The organism is Streptomyces sp. NPDC090083 (assembly GCF_044747445.1).
GTDB lineage: Bacteria > Actinomycetota > Actinomycetes > Streptomycetales > Streptomycetaceae > Streptomyces.
Window position 1 is genome coordinate 33,166 of sequence record NZ_JBIVED010000010.1, and the last position, 19,145, is coordinate 52,310.

At 67.7% G+C, this 19,145-nt stretch carries 20 protein-coding genes and 1 pseudogene; 15 read left to right on the forward strand and 6 right to left on the reverse strand.

Annotated features, from left to right (window positions below):
- Window positions 1-48: 48 nt before the first annotated feature.
- Both ACIPTO_RS30545 and ACIPTO_RS30550 read right to left on the reverse strand, forming a co-directional pair.
- A complete protein-coding gene (locus ACIPTO_RS30545; RefSeq protein WP_401197484.1) occupies window positions 49-837 on the reverse strand; it encodes an ABC transporter ATP-binding protein in 789 nt (262 codons plus the stop codon).
- Window positions 834-2,438 (reverse strand): 2-isopropylmalate synthase, encoded by a 1,605-nt coding sequence (locus tag ACIPTO_RS30550; protein ID WP_401197486.1) that lies wholly within the window; start codon window positions 2,436-2,438, stop codon window positions 834-836. Before ACIPTO_RS30550 ends, ACIPTO_RS30545 begins: the two co-directional genes overlap by 4 nt.
- A 239-nt stretch (window positions 2,439-2,677) precedes the next feature.
- On the opposite strand from ACIPTO_RS30550, the gene ACIPTO_RS30555 reads away from it, so the two are divergent.
- Together ACIPTO_RS30555 and ACIPTO_RS30560 are read left to right on the forward strand one after the other, a co-directional pair.
- The gene (locus tag ACIPTO_RS30555) at window positions 2,678-3,355 is read left to right on the forward strand and encodes an FCD domain-containing protein (RefSeq protein ID WP_366326240.1); all 678 of its coding nucleotides are present in this window, start codon (window positions 2,678-2,680) and stop codon (window positions 3,353-3,355) included.
- 136 nt (window positions 3,356-3,491) lie between these two features.
- Window positions 3,492-4,193 carry an NADPH-dependent F420 reductase gene (locus tag ACIPTO_RS30560; protein ID WP_401197489.1) on the forward strand — a complete coding sequence of 234 codons (702 nt, stop codon included), beginning with the start codon at window positions 3,492-3,494 and terminating at the stop codon, window positions 4,191-4,193.
- A gap of 41 nt (window positions 4,194-4,234) precedes the next feature.
- Here ACIPTO_RS30560 and ACIPTO_RS30565 read toward each other — a convergent pair whose 3' ends face one another.
- A complete protein-coding gene (locus tag ACIPTO_RS30565; protein ID WP_366326236.1) occupies window positions 4,235-4,792 on the reverse strand; it encodes a glycoside hydrolase family 25 protein in 558 nt (185 codons plus the stop codon).
- Window positions 4,793-4,827: 35 nt separating this feature from the next.
- Window positions 4,828-5,868, reverse strand: a complete 1,041-nt coding sequence (locus ACIPTO_RS30570) for a phosphatidylinositol-specific phospholipase C domain-containing protein (protein ID WP_401197492.1) — start codon at window positions 5,866-5,868, stop codon at window positions 4,828-4,830.
- A gap of 179 nt (window positions 5,869-6,047) precedes the next feature.
- Here ACIPTO_RS30570 and ACIPTO_RS30575 point away from each other — a divergent pair, with 179 nt between their 5' ends.
- The 4 genes from ACIPTO_RS30575 (at window position 6,048) to ACIPTO_RS30590 (ending at window position 9,050) form a co-directional block, all read left to right on the forward strand.
- On the forward strand, window positions 6,048-7,034 hold the full coding sequence (locus ACIPTO_RS30575; protein ID WP_401197495.1) for an LLM class flavin-dependent oxidoreductase: 987 nt from the start codon (window positions 6,048-6,050) through the stop codon (window positions 7,032-7,034).
- Between the two features lie 130 nt (window positions 7,035-7,164).
- On the forward strand, window positions 7,165-7,521 hold the full coding sequence (locus tag ACIPTO_RS30580; protein ID WP_366326230.1) for a PRC-barrel domain-containing protein: 357 nt from the start codon (window positions 7,165-7,167) through the stop codon (window positions 7,519-7,521).
- A 53-nt stretch (window positions 7,522-7,574) separates the two neighbouring features.
- A complete protein-coding gene (locus tag ACIPTO_RS30585) occupies window positions 7,575-7,862 on the forward strand; it encodes a hypothetical protein (protein WP_366326228.1) in 288 nt (95 codons plus the stop codon).
- A gap of 828 nt (window positions 7,863-8,690) precedes the next feature.
- Window positions 8,691-9,050: a hypothetical protein gene (locus ACIPTO_RS30590; RefSeq protein ID WP_401197498.1), complete on the forward strand. Its 360-nt coding sequence runs from the start codon at window positions 8,691-8,693 to the stop codon at window positions 9,048-9,050.
- A gap of 265 nt (window positions 9,051-9,315) precedes the next feature.
- Here ACIPTO_RS30590 and ACIPTO_RS30595 read toward each other — a convergent pair whose 3' ends face one another.
- Together ACIPTO_RS30595 and ACIPTO_RS30600 are read right to left on the reverse strand one after the other, a co-directional pair.
- Complete coding sequence (locus tag ACIPTO_RS30595) at window positions 9,316-9,537, reverse strand: recombinase (RefSeq protein WP_401197501.1); 222 nt, start codon at window positions 9,535-9,537, stop codon at window positions 9,316-9,318.
- A 61-nt stretch (window positions 9,538-9,598) separates the two neighbouring features.
- A complete protein-coding gene (locus ACIPTO_RS30600; protein ID WP_401197503.1) occupies window positions 9,599-10,012 on the reverse strand; it encodes a hypothetical protein in 414 nt (137 codons plus the stop codon).
- Between the two features lie 55 nt (window positions 10,013-10,067).
- Here ACIPTO_RS30600 and ACIPTO_RS30605 point away from each other — a divergent pair, with 55 nt between their 5' ends.
- From ACIPTO_RS30605 to ACIPTO_RS30645, 9 genes and pseudogenes are all read left to right on the forward strand, one after another.
- A complete protein-coding gene (locus tag ACIPTO_RS30605) occupies window positions 10,068-10,292 on the forward strand; it encodes a hypothetical protein (protein WP_401197506.1) in 225 nt (74 codons plus the stop codon).
- Window positions 10,293-10,403: 111 nt separating this feature from the next.
- Window positions 10,404-11,012, forward strand: a complete 609-nt coding sequence (locus ACIPTO_RS30610; protein ID WP_401197509.1) for a transposase — start codon at window positions 10,404-10,406, stop codon at window positions 11,010-11,012.
- The gene (locus tag ACIPTO_RS30615) at window positions 11,009-11,380 is read left to right on the forward strand and encodes a hypothetical protein (protein WP_401197511.1); all 372 of its coding nucleotides are present in this window, start codon (window positions 11,009-11,011) and stop codon (window positions 11,378-11,380) included. The genes ACIPTO_RS30610 and ACIPTO_RS30615 overlap by 4 nt, the downstream gene beginning before the upstream one ends.
- Before the next feature lie 355 nt (window positions 11,381-11,735).
- Window positions 11,736-12,149, forward strand: a complete 414-nt coding sequence (locus ACIPTO_RS30620) for an NUDIX domain-containing protein (RefSeq protein ID WP_401197514.1) — start codon at window positions 11,736-11,738, stop codon at window positions 12,147-12,149.
- Window positions 12,150-12,176: 27 nt separating this feature from the next.
- Window positions 12,177-13,154: a radical SAM protein gene (locus tag ACIPTO_RS30625; RefSeq protein WP_401197517.1), complete on the forward strand. Its 978-nt coding sequence runs from the start codon at window positions 12,177-12,179 to the stop codon at window positions 13,152-13,154.
- 6 nt (window positions 13,155-13,160) lie between these two features.
- Window positions 13,161-14,315 (forward strand): hypothetical protein, encoded by a 1,155-nt coding sequence (locus ACIPTO_RS30630; RefSeq protein ID WP_401197519.1) that lies wholly within the window; start codon window positions 13,161-13,163, stop codon window positions 14,313-14,315.
- A 75-nt stretch (window positions 14,316-14,390) separates the two neighbouring features.
- The gene (locus tag ACIPTO_RS30635; protein WP_401197522.1) at window positions 14,391-15,584 is read left to right on the forward strand and encodes a hypothetical protein; all 1,194 of its coding nucleotides are present in this window, start codon (window positions 14,391-14,393) and stop codon (window positions 15,582-15,584) included.
- Complete coding sequence (locus tag ACIPTO_RS30640; RefSeq protein WP_401197524.1) at window positions 15,581-18,694, forward strand: SUMF1/EgtB/PvdO family nonheme iron enzyme; 3,114 nt, start codon at window positions 15,581-15,583, stop codon at window positions 18,692-18,694. The genes ACIPTO_RS30635 and ACIPTO_RS30640 overlap by 4 nt, the downstream gene beginning before the upstream one ends.
- 168 nt (window positions 18,695-18,862) lie before the next feature.
- Window positions 18,863-19,126, forward strand: a pseudogene (locus ACIPTO_RS30645) (helix-turn-helix domain-containing protein); the annotation flags it as partial.
- Window positions 19,127-19,145: the final 19 nt, after the last annotated feature.

Genomic DNA, 19,145 nt, shown 5'->3' on the forward strand with positions numbered 1-19,145 from the left:
CCCGAGCGGAAGGGGCGCCCGTCCGATGCCGGACGGGCGCCCCTTCCGTCAGGTCCGGCGCCTGATCCGCACGCTCCAGCGGCCCTCGTGCCGGTCCAGGACCAGCGGCAGGTCGAAGCACTTGCCCACCTGGTCGCCGGTGAGGACCTCGGCCGCCGGGCCCTGCGCGAGCGGACGGCCGTCGCGCAGGAGCAGGGCGTGGGTGGTGCCGACGGGCAGTTCCTCCAGGTGATGGGTGACCAGCACCGTGGCGAGGTCCGGGTGCTCCCGGCGCAGCGCGTCCAGCGCGTCCAGCAGCCGCTCCCGGCCCGGCAGATCGAGGCCGGTGGCCGGTTCGTCCAGCAGCAGGAGCCGGGGCTCGGGCATCAGCGCGCGGGCGATCAGGGTCCGGCCGCGCTGCCCCTGCGAGAGCGTGGGCCAGCGGGCGTCTCGCAGCTCCGTCAGCCCCATCGTCTCGACGAGCCGCTCCGCCCGTGCCTCCTGGCCGGCCGTGGGACGCCAACGGGGGAGCGGGGCCACGGAGTTGGTCAGCCCGGTCAGCACCACGTCCCGCACCCGCAGTGGCTCGGCGAGCGGATGGCGTGGATTGACGTGCCCGACGTACGACCGCAACTCCCGTACGTCGACCCGGCCGAGGCGCCGCCCGAGCACCTCCACCGTGCCGCCGGTGGGGTGGACCTGGGCGCCGAGCAGGCTCAACAGGGTCGACTTCCCCGCTCCGTTGGCGCCGAGGAGGGCCCAGTGCTCGCCGGTGCGGACGGTGAGGGAGACCTCCGCGAGGATCGGGTGGCCGTCGCGGACGACCCGGACGTCCTCGGCACGCAGCACCTCGCTCATCGGACCACCCGCTGCACGGCGGAGAGCACGGCCCGTCCGGAGGCCGCGGGGCCCTCGGCCGCGCCCCACACGGTGACGCCGTCGACCCGGCACTCGGCGTAGGCGGCGGCACCGTCCTCGGTCAGCTCCAGGACCTCCACCGTGCGGCCGGCCGCGGCGAGTGCCCCGATCAGGGCGGTGCCGTCCAGATCCGCCAACCCCTCCTGCCCCGGCGGGCCTTCGATCACGTACGTCTGCCGGAACAGTTCGTACAGCTCCTTCGGAGTCGCCTCCCGGCCGCTCGTGTCCGTCGCCTCCTGGACGACGCGGGAGAAGTCGGGGCGCAGGCGCGGGGGCAGGTCGAGGCCGTGATGGGTGCGCAGGAGGTACGCCATTCCGCCCTTGCCGGACTGGGAGTTGACGCGGATCACCGCCTCGTAGGAACGGCCCACGTCGGCCGGGTCGATCGGCAGGTAGGGGACGGACCAGGGGAGTCGGCCCTCGGGCACCCCCGACTCGGCCGCCGTGCGGGCGTGTTCGGCGAGACCCTTGCTGATCGCGTCCTGGTGGGTGCCCGAGAACGCGGTGTGGACGAGGTCGCCGGCGTACGGGTGGCGGGGGTGCACCGGCAGCCGGTTGCAGTGCTCGACGGTGTCCCGGACCGTGTCGATGTCGCTGAAGTCGACCATGGGGTCCACGCCCTGGGCGTACAGGTTGAGGGCGAGGGTCACCAGGTCGACGTTGCCGGTGCGTTCGCCGTTGCCGAACAGACAGCCCTCGACGCGCTGGGCCCCGGCCAGGACGGCGAGTTCGGCACAGGCGACACCGGTGCCGCGGTCGTTGTGCGGGTGGACGGAGAGGATCACCGCCTCGCGCCGGGAGAGGTTGCGGTGCATGTACTCGATCTGGTCGGCGTAGATGTTCGGCGTCGCGATCTCGACCGTGGCCGGGAGGTTGTGCGTGACCGGACGGTCCGGGCTCGCGTCCCACAACTCCGTGAGCCCGTCGCACAGTTCGAGGACGAAGTCGGGCTCGGTGAGGTTGAAGGTCTCCGGCGAGAACTGGAAACGGATGCCGGGCGCGTCCCCGGCCCGGCGCGCCATGTGCCCGGCCGCCGCGCGCACGGTCGCCCACACCTCGCTCCGGTCCCGGCCCAGCACGACCTCGCGCCACACCGGTGAGGTCGCGATGTACAGGTGGACCACCGCGCGGGGCAGTCCCTCGATCGCGTCGAAGGTGCGGTCGATCAGCTCCGGTCTGGCCGGGGTGAACACGACCGGCGTGACATCGTCCGGCACGGCGCCGGAGGTCACCAGGTGCCGTACGAAGTCGAAGTCGGTGCGGCTCGCGGAGGGGTAGCCGACCTCGATCTCCTTGAAACCGGTCGCCACCAGCAGGTCGAACAGCCGGCGCTTGCGCGGGGTGTCCATCGGCTCGGCGAGCGCCTGGTTGCCGTCGCGCAGGTCGACGGGGACCCAGAGCGGGGCGCGCTCCATGCGGGCGGCGGGCCAGCCGCGGTCCCCGGCGGGGACGTCGACGCGTTCGTGGAAGGGGCGGTAGCGGTCGTACGGCATCGGGCTCGGGCGCTGGGGGTTCCAGCGGAAGGAGGGCGCGGTGGTCATCGTCTGCTGACTGCTCTCGGCTCGGTCTGACGGTGACCGGCAGCACGGCGACCCGCGGCGGGGTGCCGGTCGCGTCAGGCCCCGCCGCGGCAGCCGAGAAGGAGGAGACCGCGAAGCGTCATGCCGGTAGGCTAGCCACACCTCAGGTCCTCAGACAAGTGAGAATTTCCTGAGGTGCCCGATGGACGACCGTTCCTGACCGCCGATGAGCCCGACGATCCCGAGTTGGTGAAGCGCCCGTGCCGCTAGGTCCCCTCCGCCCCAGTCCGCTCGTCGAGCAGGCCGCCGCCCGGCTGCGCGCGCAGATCGCCGCCGGTGAGTGGCCGGTCGGCACCAGACTGCCCGGCGAGACCACGCTCGCCACCGAACTGGGCGTGGGCCGCTCGACGGTCCGTGAGGCGCTGCGGGCGCTCGCCGGGGCGGGACTGGTCAGACCCCGGCAGGGCGCCGGGGTCTTCGTCGTCGCCACCGAGGCCGCGGAGGACTGGCCCACCCGGCTGCGGCGGGCCGCGGTGACCGACGTCTACGAGGTGCGGATGGGCGTCGAGGTCCAGGCGGCGCGGCTCGCGGCGAGCCGTCGTACGGCCGAGGACGTGACGGCGCTGGAGCGGGCGCTGGAGGCGCGGCGGATCGCCTCCGGGGCGGACGACATCGCGTTCGTCGACGCCGACATCGCGTTCCACGCGGCCGTGGTCGCCGCCGCCCACAACCCCGTACTCGCCGATCTCTTCGGCCAGTTCACGCCCGTGCTGCGGGAGGGGCTGGTCGAGCTGCTGGCGCTCACGGAGCTGCGCGCGCACGATCCGAACACCGGCGACGACGCGCACGAGGCGCTGGTCAGGGCGGTCGCGGAGGGGGACGCCGAGACGGCGGCGGAGGTGCTGCGGGCGGAGCTGGAGGACCCGTTCGGGGAGTAGCCGGCGCGAGGCGGACGTCCACTCCTGCGGCGGAGGGCCAGGAATAGGCGACGGGCGAGGGAGGTTGAGCCCCCAGGCGCATGCGCGTGCATGGAACGAGCCTCGGAACAGGCGTGGTTCGCGCAGGCGCCGGATCATGGTTCCGGATCACGGACTTCCGATCGGCGAAGGGTCTGTCATGAAGATCGGCATCATCGGCGCGGGCAACATCGGCGGCAACCTCACCCGGCGGCTCACCGCCATCGGGCACGACGTCTCCGTCGCCAACTCGCGCGGCCCGCAGACGCTCAGCGCGCTGGCCGAGGAGACGGGGGCGACTCCCGTACCGGTCGAGGAGGCGGCGCGCGGGGCCGACGTGGTCGTCGTCACCGTGCCGTTGAAGGCGGTGCCCGACCTGCCCGAGGGCTTCCTGGACGGCGCGGCGGAGAACGTCGCGGTCATCGACACCGGGAACTACTACCCCGGCCGGGACGGCCGGATCGGCGCCATCCTCGACGACGGCCTCACCGAGAGCCGCTGGACGGCGCAGCAGATCGGCCACACCGTCATCAAGGCCTTCAACGGCACCTTCGCCCAGGACATCGTGGACCGCCCCCGCCCGGCCGGCGACCCCGACCGCCTGGCCCTCCCGGTGGCCGGCGACGACGAGGCGGCGAAGCGCGTGGTCAGGGCGCTGATCGACGAGCTCGGCTTCGACACCGTCGACTCCGGCGGCCTCGACGACTCCTGGCGGCAGCAGCCGGGGACGCCGGTGTACGGCCTGCGCGAGGGCGTGGACGGGATCGTGAAGGGGCTCGCGGAGGCGTCGCCGGAACGGACCGGCGACTTCCGGGGCTGAGCGGCGGTTCAGGGGCGCGGGCCAGGCCCGCGCCCCGGCCGTCAGGACTTCTTGGCCCAGGCCTGCAGGGCCGCCTTGGTCGTGAAGTCGGCGACGTCCTTGTCGTGCGGGTCCGAGGTGTACTGGTGGAACGTCCAGTCCGCCTTGATACGGGGCTTGCCCGCCGTGACGTAGTCGGCGATCCAGAGGCCGTCGCCCGCGTAGGACGTCGTGTCGATGTTCAGCCAGAAATCGCGGTTGGTGTACAGGATGACCCGATTGTTCGGGCGCAGTGCCTTCACCTTGCGGATGAAGCTGTCCTTCTCCGCGTTCGTGGCGTGGGTGCCGTCGCCGGTGGTCTCCCAGTCGACGGCCAGCAGGTCCCCTGCCTTCTCAGGGGCCTTGCTGACGAAGTACTCCGCCTGGGCGGTGATGCTCCCCGGCCACAGGAAGTGGTAGAAGCCGACGACCAGTCCCGCGTCACGGCCCGTCTTCGTCTGGGCGGTGAGTCTGGGGTTGACGTACGTGTGCCCCTCCGTCGCCTTGATGAAGACGAAGGAGGAGCCGCTCGTGTCGTACGCCGTGGACTGGAACGCGCTGACGTCGATGCCATGCAACATGGGGGACTTGTGCCCCGTCCCCGGCATCCGGAACCTCAGCTTCTGGTGGCCACCGAGGACAGCACCGACGCCGGTTTCGCCGACCAGTCGGAGGTGATCACGCTCGCGTGGTCCGCCGCCAGGAGGGCGAGTCTGGCGGCGACCTCCGCGTCCGTGGGTGCCGTCGAGGAGATCGCCGGGGCCACGCCGTACGCGTCCGTCATGATCAGGATGTAGTGGTTCGTGGAGTAGAACGACGTGTCGTAGCCGTTGTTGACGTACGTCGCGGCGTCACCGTCGAAGAACACGAACCACGGCCGGACCGAGGTGTCCGAGGTCCAACGGGTCGCCCGGGGATCGCCGTTGGCCGCGCCCAGCACCGCGGGGAAGGCCTGCGCCTGGGAGATCGTGCCGGCCGCGTACAGGTCCCGCAGATGGTCGCCGTACTCCTGGTCGGTCCAGTAGTGGTCGAAGGGGTTGGCCTGCTCGACCGTGCCGGGAATCAGCTCGAAGATGAACTTGCCCTTGAGGGCGTCGCGCGAGGGCCACGCGTCGGCCCGGGCCGCCGCGTCGAGCGTGGGGTACGAGGAGCCCAGCAGGTCGGAGGGCTTGTAGACGCTGTTGCCGAGCTTCTGCGAGACGAGGGTGTCGAAGGCGGTCGGGCCGAGGCCGATGGTCTGGTTGAAGCCGACCTTCATCTCCACCTTGATGATGACGGGCGCGTGGTCCGGGTGCAGGGTGTTCCAGGCGGCCATGTTGTCCAGGCAGCTGCCGAGGTCCTGGTTGCGGTCCTTGCTGTACAGGTCGGCCGGGGTGCTCGCCTTCTCGCAGTTGTTGTCGTTGGAGAACAGGTCGCTGTGGCTGACCCGCCACCGCTTGCTCAGACTGTCGACGTAGACGTCCAGTTCGAGCAGCGAGGCCCCCGAGTCCAACGCCTGCGCCCAGTACGTGTACTTGTCCTTCTCGTACGCGTTGTGCGTCCCGATCGTCGTCGTCCCGGAGAACTTCGCCGCCTCCGCATGGGCGTTCCCCGCGGCCCCCGTCACCAGCAGAGCCGTGGCGCCGAGCAGCGCCGCCAGCCGTCTTGTCGCCTTCATGGGTGTCAAGTCCCCTTCGCCGTGGCCTAGTTGGCGCTGTGTTGGCGGCAGCAGCGTAGGACGAAGGGGTTACCGCTCGGTAGAGGTCGGAGGAACAACACCCTCCGCCGAACCGGTAAAAGGTGCCCCTCCGATCTCGCATATTGCGTTCTCTCCGCCGAGAATCATATTCTCGAACGATGACCGGTCCTGGTGTGGGGTTCGCTCTTCGATTCGACTTCCGCAACCCGGAGTCGGCCGGCACGGCCATGGCCGACCGGTACGCGGCCGCCCTCGACATGGCCGAGTGGGCCGACGGGCTGGGATGCACGCGGATCACCGTGTCCGAGCACCACGGGGCGGCGGACGGGTATCTGCCCAGCCCGGTGCAGATGCTCGCGGCGATGGCCGCGCGTACGCAGCGGGTCCGGTTCCTCGTCGCCGCGCTGATCGCGCCGTTCCATGATCCGCTGCGGCTCGCCGAGGAGCTGGCCGTGCTCGACAACATCAGCCGGGGGCGGGTCGACGTGATCGTCGCGGGCGGGTACGTGCGCGAGGAGTTCGCCATGTTCGGCGTGCCGACGAAGGAGCGGGCGCAGCGGGTCACCGAGGTGGTGACCACCCTCAAGTCGGCCTTCACGGGGCGGCCGTTCGGCTATCGGGGCCGCACGGTGCGGGTCACTCCCGCGCCGTTCCGGGCGGGCGGGCCCTCCGTCCTGCTCGGCGGCAGCAGCGAGCCCGCCGCGCGCCGGGCCGCCCGGATCGCCGACGGGTTCGTGCCGTCCGTGCCCGAGGTGTGGGAGCACTACCGGGACGAGAGCCGGAAGCTGGGGCGCCCCGACCCGGGGCCCAGTCCGGTCGGGCCGAACCGGGTGGTGGCCCTCGCCCGGGACCCCGACGAGGGCTGGGCGCGGATGGCCCCGTTCTTCCTGCACGAGACCAACGCCTACGGCGAGTGGCAGGCGCAGGACGACGTGGCCGCGCCCTTCCGCACCGCCGACGGTGTGGCGGAGCTGCGGCGCGGCGACCAGTACCGGGTGCTGACGCCCGAGCGGTTCGTGGCGGAGCTGAAGGCGGCGGAGACGCCGTTCACCCAGTTCCATCCGTTGTGCGGAGGCATGCCGATGGAGCTGGCGTGGTCCAGTCTGCGGCTGTTCGAGCGGGAGGTGCTGCCCGCGTTCGGCTGACCGGGGCGGGGGATCACTCGGGGGCGTAGGACCCGGCGGGGCGGGAATACGTGCAGGTGTGCGGCGGGAGAGACCGGTTGCGGCGGGTGCGGCCCGCCATCGGTGAACGGGCCGCCGGAAGGAGAAGGCCATGATTCACCCAGCCGATGTCCGCGAGTGGCGGGAGCGCGACGTCGTGGACCCGGAGTCGCACAAGATCGGCGTGCTGGAGGCCGTGTACGTGGACACCGCCACCGACGAGCCGGCCATGGCCACGGTGCGGGTCGGACTGCCCACACGGCACCGGTTGATCTTCGTCCCGCTCGACGACGCGATCGTCGGACCGGACTACGTCAAGGTCGGCTACGCCAAGTCGCTCGCGAAGGAAGCCCCCTCGATCGGCACCGACGACGTGCTGCCCGCCGAGCAGGAGGAAGCGATCTTCAAGCACTACGGCCTGCCCTACCGGCAGGGTGCGGGCGGCGAGCGCCAACTCGCCCGCCGCTGACGGTTCCGGACGCCGGGAGGTTTCAACCCGGCGTTCCGGGCGACCCGTTGAACATGTCCAGACGCTACGGCGGAAGCCCCGCGGGGACGGTCATATCCGTCATCGCGGATATCGCGGCACTGATCTTGATCCTGTGGATCGTTCTGTACCTGTTCGACGCCAACACCGCGAACAACTCGGTCGACTGGGTCCACCACGCGGCCAACTGGCTCTCGGGCTGGTCGCACAACCTGTTCACCATCCACTCGGCGGACTGGCGCACCGTGGTCAACTACGGCCTGCCCGCCCTCGTCTATCTCTTCATCGGCCACGCGGTGGCCACCGGGGTCAACCGGAACTGACCGGAACCGACCGGAACCGACCGGCTCCCGGTCGGAGTCACGCAGGCGGGACGGGCTGCGGTCCACGGCGTGCTCGTGGCAGCCCGGTCCCCCTGAGCGCCGGCCGCCACCCGCTCAGGCCGCGAGCACCCCGGCCGAGCCCACCCCCCCCGCAACGCCATCCGCTCCACCGCTCCACCCGGCGGGCCTCGTCGGGGCCGCCGCCGTCGCTCAGCACTCGATGATGTTCACCGCCAGCCCGCCCCGGGCCGTCTCCTTGTACTTCACGCTCATGGTGGCACCTGCGGCGGCTAGCCCGTTGACCTGCGGGTTCGGGATCATTTCCCTGATCCACTCGGCTGCTGGGGACTTCTCGGGGGACAATCTCTAGTTGATCTTGATCCAGCCATGCGTCCATCGCGAGCTGGCCGCGGTGACCAGCGCCGGGCATGAAGTGAGCGTAGTGGTCGAGCGTGACCTTCGGGGTGGAGTGCCCGAGCCACTCGGACAGGCTCACGACCGACTCGCCGGCCTACGACTGCACGCTGGCGTACGTGTGCCGCAGGACGTGGAACATGTCCTCGCGTGGCGCCGCGTAGAGAGGCCTCCGCCGGATCCGGCCGCCGTCCGTGCGGACCTTCTCGCCCACGGCCTTGATGAGACCGGCTGGCGCCAGCGCCGGTTTCCAACTCCGGTCGTTCCACGTCCGGTAGTAGATTCGGTTGCCGTGTGAGCTCGTGAGAACCAGTTGCACGGTGACCTGTTTCCGCTGCCGAGCCTCCAGGGCGTTGGCCGAGGCTCCGGGTTCCGCCACGGCAACGTGCACGGGGTGGGAGGAAAGCGCCGGAAGTGGCTGTGAGCCAGGGGTACGAGGTTGTGGGGCAGCGGTACCTCGCGGGTCTTGCCACCCTTGGGCAGGCAGAAGTACGGCCGGCCCTTCTGGGATTCAATGCAATTCCCGTAACTGCCCTCAATTATCAATCGGACCTTAGCGGTTACCCTGAGAGCGAGTTCGAGAGGGAAATCTACCTATACTTCATGGCTAAGCGCATTTTCGATAGTGTGGAGAGTGTAGGTTTTCCGGTGGGTGAAACATTTCCCTCGGTCGCCTATAGTCTGGAGCAAGAAAACATTTCGGATCTATTCACAGGAGACGAGCCTGCTTTGCTGCTCGCTCGGCAGATACTCCGTAGGGTGCAAACCGGCTGAGGAGTTGTATGCGCGTCGCACGCTACAGAGTTTCTACTAGCGCTCCCTGACCACGGTTGACCCAGGACGCGATGTCGCTCGATCTAACGATGGCGCTACATCTGTTGTGTCCGATAGCGTCAGTTGCACCGGCGCTGAGCTGCACTGACTTATCAAAAGCCTCCTCGCGCCACGCTCCTTGCCCCAGAGAACCCGCTTGCCGCCGGACCCGTACTTGTGAGTGTTGCGCTGGCTTCTCTGCACTTCATTCGGAGGGATGATGGGCTCAGTTGTGCTCGGCGCGAGGTTGTGGAAGTCCGAGGTCAACGGTGGTTCGTCGTCGTGATCGGATTGCCTCGGCCTGTTTGGTGCGAAGGAAGGTCAATGTCAGGTCGATGCCCTCGATCTCTCCGAGCCACTGCTCCTCCTCTGCTCGCTTGCGCCTCATGATCAGGTCCTTCTCCACTTCCTCCAGGCGCGGAAGCGTCTTCGGGTTGACCTGGAGCATGGGGCAGCGGATGCATGCTTCTCTGAACTTGGGCTCGTGAAGTGATCGAGCAGGAGTGCCTTTATTCGCGGTTGAGTTCGTGGTAGCCACGAAAGTCGAAGAAGCGCAGGCCGTCGATCACTGCCCCAGACAGGATCTCCGGCAGGGTCCATGGGTGGGTGGCGTAGTCGTCCGTTGCCACGCCTCCCTGCTCAAGCAGCAGCGCGATCATTCGGTGAACCTCTGCGGTGCCGTCGATCCGCCCGGAGATGTCTATCTGCACCGCCCAAGTGGGGTGATGTCCGACGGCCGCTTCGAGGATCGCCACATCCTCAGGATCCCAATCGGAGAAGAGATAGCCGGTCTGCTCATCGCCGATGTCGATGTAGAGGTTGCCATCCAGAGTCCACGGATCGCGCTGCTCGGGCAGATGCCGATCGAGCGAGGCGACGGTCTCAGCTCGCTCACCTGCGGGAAACACGAAAACAGTTCGCATGGGTTGGAGCGTAGGCAGTTCAGCTTCGTGGCGACCATGGATTTCAGGGGCAGCTTTGGTCCGTCGACGTAGTGGTGGCGCGGATGGCGATGTCGGCGAAGGTTGGCATGCCGAGATCGACTGTGGAGGGTCGTCGGGCTGCTTCGGCATCGAGTTGGTCCAGCTTGCCCTGCGCGCCGGCGAGGCTGACCTGGAGGCCCTCGACTTCGCCCAGCCATCCTTCCCGCTCCGCCTCGGCGATCCGAGCGATCAGGTTGTCGCGGATGTCGGCCAGCCGTGACCGTTGGGCCGGATCAGGCCGGAGGAGCGAGCATCTGACACAAACTTAACCGAACTGATCTTGGTCGGTCTGCTGGGGCGCAATGCTCACCGGAAGTCACTGGAAAGAATCTTGCACCAGTACTCCGGCGCTCTTGGCGGGGTGGGTCTGTGCCAGGTCGCCGTCCATCTCACCTACGCTTCGCCGCGCGGTCACGCACTGATCGACCGCGAGCGCTACCTGCCCGCCGCCTGGGCCGAGGACGAGGAGCGCAGGCTGCTGCGGCACGTGCACGACGAGGTCACCTTCGCCACCAACCCCCAGCTGGCCGCCGCCATGCTGCACCGCGCCCGCGGGCTCGGCCTGCCCGCCCGCTGGTTCACCGGCGACGAGGTCTACGGCAGCCTGGATTTGCGCCGCACCGCCCGCACTCTGGGCTTCGACTACGCCCTGGCGGTCAGGGCCGACCATCGCGCGAGCACTGCCGTGGGCCGCCTCAGCGCCACAGAGCTGGCGGCGAAGGTGCCGGCCGGGGCCTGGACGCGACGCCGCACGGGCAACGGCACCAAAGGGCGACCGCCACTACGACTGGGCCCTGATCGACGTCCTGGCCGACGATGCCCCGCGGACCGGGACGAGGCCGGGCACGCGTTCCTCGGCGTACGCCGCCACCGCTACACCCGCGAACTGTCCTTCTACCGCTGCCACTCCACCACCCCGTCAGCCTCGCGGTCTTCGTGAACATCATCTGCACCAGATGGAAGATCGAGGAGGATTTCCAGGGCGCGAAGGGCTTGGCGGGACTCGACCAGGGCCAGGTGACCTGCTGGACCTCCTGGATGCGCTGGATCCTGATCAGTCTGTTCGCCGCCGCCGTCCTCGCCGTCACCCACGCTGCCACCAGCACCGACGGAACCGAACACGGCCTTCGACTCGCCCCGGCCAGCGGCCGCGAACTCTTGGCCGTCCTGCGGATCACCGCACTCCCCACATCCCGCCGCCACCTCGAGTACGCCCTGCACTGGTCTGCCTGGCGCCGTCACCACCAGCACCAGGCCACCGAGGCCCACCGCCGATGGAACAACATCACCGCGGCGGCAACCACATGACCGGAGCCGGACGATCAAGACTTACAGCTGCCGTGTCTGAACGGAGCATCGGATTCCCGGCACGGAACCGAAAACGTCGATCCGCGATCAGGAGACGCCGCTGTCCGTGGCCTTCCGGCCCCGTCCGCAGACATAAACGGTCCCGAGAGACGACGAAGACGCACGACCAGGTCATTTATCGCAAGATCCTTAAAGGGAGAGATGCATAAGACCTCGCGCACAGTGCGCAGTTGGCGCTACCCTGGCCGCATCTCCCGGCCGACGGCAGCCGGAGTTCGAATGCCCGTAGCGGTACTGCTCTTTGGCTTCTGAACATCAATGCCAAGGTTACTTGCACAGCGGAAGGCGATGACAAATGACGTTGTTCTACGGGGCGGCACATGCACTTATCGAGCGGGAAGGAAGTTTTCTGGTAACGCGTAGGTCCGCCGTGGACGACTACATGCCCCTCAAATGGGATCTGCCTGGGGGAACGGTCGACCCCGGCGAAAGCCTGGAGGACGCCCTCGTCCGGGAGGTGCACGAGGAAACCAAGATCAAGGTTGCCATCGAACGACTCCTCTACGCCTACACCAATCTGGCCACTCTCCCCGAGCGTCAGACATTTCAGACGGTTTACCTCTGCCGCTACGTGGGTGGCGACGTAGAGCTCGATCCCGCTGATCACGACCAGTTCATCTGGGCGTCGAAGAGCGAGATCGACGAACTCGACGCTATGGCTTTCCTGGCTGGCTTCCGTGAAACCACTATGTATCGCACCGTGAAATAGCGACCAAAGGCGTGGGATCCTGTGCGAGTGCGATCCGTGGACATATATGTCACTTACCGGTGCAACCTGCGCTGCACGCACTGCTTCGTCGGTGACAACCTGTCGACCGGCCAGAGCTTCGCCTACGATTCCCTGGCGCACCTGATCACCGATGCCCGACGGCAATGGGAGACCGAGGAAGTGACCTTCCTCGGAGGGGAGCCAACTCTCTATCCCGGGATCGTCGACGCGGTCAGGCTGGCGCAGGCGCAAGGACTCCACGTACGGATCGTGACCAACGGGCTGCACGGCTTCCGGTCCTTTGTCGACCGTTTTGAGGGTGCGCAATTGCCGGTCGCCGGTGTCAGTATCGACGGCTCGGGTCCTGAGACTCATAACGCAGTTCGGGGCAAACGGTCTTTCGAGCGCATGATGCAAAACATCGAGCGGGCCCGGGAACGCGGCTATCGCATGTTCGGCATCATGTCGGTGAGTAGGAGCAACGCGCACGATGTCATCGGCGTCCTCGCACTGTGTGATCGCCTCGGATTCGGCTGGGTGAATATTCACTACGTCTCCAACCGGGGATTTGCTACACCGGAGATGGTGCTGTCAGTTCCCGAATGGCGGGCACTGGTCCGGGAGATCAGGAAAAGCTCGGCCGATCTCCGACTTGACGTCCGGCTGGAACGCACCTTCGTTCCGGCGGTCGGTCACCGGCGGTACTGCGCGGTCCGCAGCAGTGACAACCTACTGTTCCTTCCCGACGGCCGCGTTTTCATGTGTCCGATGTTCATTGACGTCCCGGAAGCACATTCCTTCACCTGGTCGGGCACCGAACTCGTTGAGCGGTCGGGGCCGGGAACCGAGCGAATGCTAAGTCTGGCCGAAACGGCAGCGCACTGCCCCGCCATGGGGCATGTGAACCCACAGCTCAACGCCAATGTGGTGGATGTGGGCCTGGAGATATCCTGCGTACTCGAAAAGACTCGTCTCAGCGGGGGGTTGGTTTTCGATGAGAAGTGAACGCTGATGGATATCTGGAACGACCACGATCTGGCCTTCGTCCGCGAACGCGCGCGCAACTGGGATGTCCACTACTCCGAACTCTTCTGGGGAGCCCGGTTGTACGATCTGGTGGAGCCCCTGCTCGCTTCCTTCAACCCGGACTGCGGCGTCCCGAAGCAGATCGGCATTGCCTCGGAGTCGCTCCCCGAGACTACCGCCACGGTATTGCTAGCCCTGCACCGAGTGGGCCTACTCAATCAGACCATGCGCGAGCGTATCCACGGATACCTGTGGTCTACCCACTACGCGATCGCCACAGGCACCGTGGGAGATTCCAAGTACCCCGAGAACGAGTGCTGGAGTTCGACGTCACGAAATGTCTGGGCGACGGCGACGTGTCTATGGGCCCTTATCGCGACGGGCTATCGGGGCTCGCACGAAGGGCGTTATGCTGCTGCCTTCCGATGGTTGATCGACGCTCAGGACGAGGACGGCGCCTGGGGCTTCAGCCGGGACGCGCGAAACCCTCCGTCGGTGTTCCTCACCGCTGTGTGCGCGTACACGCTGCGCCTTGCCGCAGAATTCGTTGGGGCTGGCCCCAACAAGAGCGACCAAGCGCTGATCTGGCCCGCCGTCGAAGCCGCCACCAAGTATCTGAAGCGGACTCGGCACCGGCGCAGCGGCCTTTGGCACACCAGCGCGGGGGAGCCGGAGCCTACGAGTACCGCGATGGCGCTGTGGGCTATTCGGTGGTGCGGCACCAACGATGTCGGTGACCTGCTGGGTAACGGCGTCCGCGCGCTGTCACGTGCCGTCGGCACCGCGCTGTGCGGTCCCAGCCTGGAGATCGCGGTGGGGACGCTCCCCGATTCGCGCGAGGCCATCACTCTGCAGGGCTACACGCCCGCCCTGCCGTTGGCGCTCCTGCAACTGGACGTTGACCCCTTCCACCGGCTGATCGTCGGGCCGCTCACCTTCCTGCGGACCAGTCGGCAGCCGAACGGCTGGGAGTTCCCGGTCATCGGCAATGAACGACAGGGCCGATACATCAAGGCCGTGCCGTACGTGGGTACCGGCGAACCGCTGACGTTCACGACCGCGCTGGCCCTACAGACCGTGCACGCCTGGCACCGGCGAACGATCCGGTGGAACATCGAACAGCGATTGACGCGCGGCTGAGTTCTCGATCCATGCCAGGGCACTCGTCACCACACGGGCGGCACCCGGCCCAATACACGACAAGGGGGGACCACCGTGACGGCAGTCCTGTTCGTGCACGGCACCGGCGTGCGAGCGGAGTCGTTCGACGCAACGCTCGAGGTGATGTCCCGCGCGCTGCTCGCTCGGCGTCCCGACCTGACTGTCGAGGGTAGTTTCTGGGGGGACTTGCACGGGAGTAGTCTCTTCGCTCACGGCGCGTCGATCCCGGTTGCCGACGGAACCCGGGACGTCGATGCGGACGGCGCACCAGGTGACGTGGACATCATTGTCTGGGAGACGCTCCAGGACGATCCGCTCTTCGAACTGCGCCTGCTGGCAACCGCGGACAGGCCCCAGGGCCAGGGGGGCGGCTTCCACCCCGGCCGACAGTCGCAGGGCCGCGACCTGGAGGAGCGGTACCGCCGCTTCGCCACATCGGACACGGTGGAGGCACTGTTCCGCGAGGCGGGGCTCGGTGGTGAGTTCGCCCCGAGTTGCCGAACGGTTGCCGCATCACAGCCATTCGGCGAACTGGAGGTCAACGGCGTCGCAGCGCTGGAAGCCTGGCCGACAGTCGTCCGCGCGACAGTCGCGGAGGCGGTCCGCCGAACGGAGTTGGCCGACGCGCCGGGCTTGCGGGTCGTCTACGACCGGGGATTCCTAGAGGAATTCCTCCGGACCGTGCTGGCAGCCACCGGCGAGGAGTACCGCGGCGCGCTCGGCTGGGCCCAACAGCGGCTCGGCACCTTTTTCGCGGGGCGGACCACCTCCTACGTTTCACGGCGACGTGAGACGTTCACCGAGTCAGCGTCCTTGGTCGCCGGCGACATCCTCGTTTACCAGCGCGACGGCGCGGCGATTCGCCAGTTCGTCGGCGATTGCATCAGCCGCCTGGAACCGCCGGTCGTGGTGGTCGCGCACAGCCTGGGTGGGATCATCTGCACTGACCTGTTCGCCACCACCGATTCGTCCGACGTCCACCTGGTCACGGTGGGCACCGCGGCGCCCTTGTTCTGGGAACTCGACGCCCTGTGGGGTCTACGCGCTGGCGCCCCGCTTCCCGCCGGATTCCCGACCTGGGTCAACATCTATGACCAGCGCGACTTCCTCGCCTACGTGGCCTCCCCCCTGTTCGGCGACGGTGTCCGCGATATCCGGGTCGACAACGGCCAGCCCTTCCCGCGCTGCCACAGCGCTTACTGGTGGAACAGCCAGTGCTGGGACGCTGTGCTGAGCGTATGTCCGTGAACAGTTTCGCGCATGCTCGGGCGCTGGTGGTGGGCGTCGAGAGGTACTCTGCCGGACCGGACTGGAAACTGACGGGTCCTGCTGCCGACGCGCTGCGTTTCACGGACTGGCTGCTGGCCATGGGCATGCCGCCAGCTCATGTCAGCCTCTTCATCAGTTCCGTCACTGCATCGACCACGGACGACTGGCGGCGGCGAACGGGCATCAAGGTCGGCGAGCCAACCTCCGACGCCATCCATGCCGTACTCCTCGACGTCGTGCGGGAGCACGGATGCGACGTCTTCTTCCTCTTCTGGGGCGGCCACGGAATCACTGATCCTCAGGGCCACCTGCGCTTGTTCACCAGCGACGCGCGCGAGGAGGTGCTCCGCAACATCGACATGGACGATCTCATGCTGGCCCTGCGCTCCTCGGCGTTCGCCCGGGTCAAGCGGCAGATCCTGCTGGTCGACGCCTGCCGCCGGTATGTCTCCCACCGCGAGCTGCGCGCGGGGCTCCCGACCGTGTCGGTACCGAAGGGCGACCTCGTCCAGACGGACCAGTTCGCGTTGTGCGCCACGCGCGAAGGCGAACTGGCGGCCAATCTCACCGCCGTCGGAACCGGCCGACTGTCTTCCGTGCTGCTCCGGGAGTTGCCGACGACGCCGGGGAGCCTGCCGGACATGGAACTGGTCGCCCGGCAGGTCGGAGCTGAGTTCGACCGGTTGCGGGCGACAGGGAGCACCACGCAGGTGCCGGTGTTCTACTCGTCCCGGGGATACGACGGAAGTGTGCGATCGAATCAGTTGGCGTCGTGGGCGACGTCCGCCGCGGCCGGCCCGGTGGCCGACGAACGGCAGTACGTGCAGCGGCTCGCCCGCAAGCTGGAGAGCCAACTCGTGGGCGAGGTTCGGGTCAGCGGCATGGGACCGTCGTTCGACTCCTTGGAGCGGTCATCGGTAGTGACCAGGGCGCAGGTCCGCAGTACGGCCATCAGCGCTGAGCACACGATGGTGCCCGACGTTATCGACTACATGCGCCGCTCGGAGATCCGCCGGATGATCGTCACCGGCGCGCCTGGGATGGGCAAGAGTGTGCTGCTGGACCTCCTAGCGCTGGCCCAGTGCCGCGAGTACCAGGTCGACCGGTCGACCATTCCGGTTCGCGTCGTCATCGGCGGCCAAGGTGACCCGGAGAGCGAGTTTGCCAGTATCGAGCAGCTCCTCCGGGACCGCGCGGGTTTCCTCGATGGCTCAGCCCTGGACGACATCCTCCACCGATGTGTGTTCTATCTTGACGACTTCGACGAGTTGACACCCCACTACCAGCGCACGGTGCTGAAGTTCATGCGCGCCTACCCGAACGCGTCGATCACGCTATCAACCCGCTCCACCCGCGGTCTCGATTGGTCCGTGCCGAACTGTGTGGAGGTGGAGTTGCTCCCCTTGGACCCGCCAGAGGTCTTGCGCCATCTGAAATGCGAACTCGGCACGGCGGTTGGGGAGGAACTGTTCTGGCAACTGGCTGGCCGCGACTACGAGGTGGTCCGGGACAGCTGGAGCTTGGCCGACGGCGACCGCGAGCAGTTGTGGTCCCTGTCCGCACAGGTACCGCGGACGGTTCCTGGCGAGGTCGCCGCGCTTCGGTTGCGGTTGCTGCGCGATCCGCCAGCCGCCCTCCAGCTTGCCCGCATACCGTTCCTGCTCCGGGCGATGGTGACCATTCGGCGGACGGGGGAGTATCTCGATCTGTCCCAACCGGACGTCTTGGACCACTTGGTCACATCGTTGTGGAGCAGGCTGCACGCCGAGGTTGGCTACCGCGATCTGACACTCGACCGGCTCTTCTCCGGTCTCGGTCCCCTCGCAGAGCACCTCATCCGCGTGCGTCAGGATTGCCACGATCTAGCCACGGCGACCGCACTGCTGGCCGATGTCGGCGAGACGTCCGCTGCCCGGCTCATCGAGGCCGCGGTGATGGCGGGCATCGTCGACCAAGACAGCTCGGGCATCACCTTCCGCCATCGCGTGATCCGGGACTACTTCGCCGCGGCGGCGCTGTCCGCCCGGATCCCGGACGGCATCGGGGTGGACGACTACATCGCCCCGGCGGCCTGGTGGACCGAGTCTCCCTGGCGCGCGGTCCTGGAGCTCGTCCCCCAGTTCCACGGCACCCCTGCCTTGGTCGTCGGCTGGCTAGGCCGGGCGCAACCGGAGATAGCCGCGATGTGCATCCAGCAAAGTGAGATGTCCGGTGACGCGGCACGGCAGACACTACGGGGCATGATCAAGGAGCGGCTCGCCGAGACGTCGGAGCGGCCGCCCCCGGAACTCGCGGCGCTCGGCCGCGCCCTCGGGATGGTCGGGGATGACCGCCCTGGCGTCGGAGTCGGACACTCGACGGCTACGAGTGTTCCGGTCATTGAGTGGGTTTTCATACCGGAACAGCGTGTTCCGGTGTCCGAATCCTCTGCTGTCCTGGTGCCTGCCTTCTATATGAGCAGGTACCCGGTCACCAACGTGCAGTACGAGGTATTCCTACGCGACGGTGGCTACCGCAGCGACCGCCACTGGACGCGGGGTGGGATCGCCTGTCGGGACCGACTGGGGTGGTTCGCGCCCGAGCAGTACGGGCCGCCATTCAATCTTCCCAACCACCCGATTGTCGGAATCAGCTATCACGAGGCGTGTGCGTTCGGTGACTGGCTGGGGTCGCTGCGCCGGGAAAGAGTCGGAATCCCCACCGTCACGCAGTGGATGGCGGCGGCCAGATCTGCCGACGGATTCGACGGATACCCTTGGGGAAACGACTTCGCGATCACCCGCAGCAACAGCCGGCAGACCAATATCAGAACTACCACGGCGGTCGGACTGTTCGCCTCCGGGGCGAGTCATTTCGGCCTCCTCGACTGCGGCGGCAACGTCTGGGAGCTCTGCACGCCCGATCCCGAACCGCGCGGTACAGCCTGGCGTAGCGGATTCCGCAGCAAATCCCCCACCGACCGGTACCTCCCGATCAAGGGCGGCTCGTTCGCACACTACTGGTGTTCCGTGAAGACCCGGACAGATGTGACCGTACGTGAGACCGATCGGGAATGGGATGTCGGCTTCCGCCTGATGAAGCAACTGTAGTCCGCCTCCCGGCCGCGCGACAGACACCCGGAACGCCCTCCTCCCTGCCCCCGGTGGTGATCGACGTGACATTGCAGGTCGCTAGTGCTCTGACCACATAGGTTCGCCGGGTCGGTGGTCGTGGCGGTTGGATGTGCGGTGACGTTCGATCCGACCGCTGGAGGTGCGGTGGCCGAGCCCGTCCGTGTGCGCAGATTGACCGACCAGGAGGGGCAGAAGCTGCAGCAGATCGTGCGTCGGGGCAGCACCAACTCGGTGCGCTATCGGCGGGCGATGATGCTGCTGGCGTCGGCCGGCGGGAACCGGGTGCCGGTGATCGCCCAGCTGGTGCAGGCCGACGAGGACACCGTCCGGGATGTGATCCACCGGTTTAACGAGATCGGCCTGGCCTGTCTGGACCCTAGGTGGGCGGAAGGCCGTCCCCGCCAACTTAGAGATCATCTCATTTGGC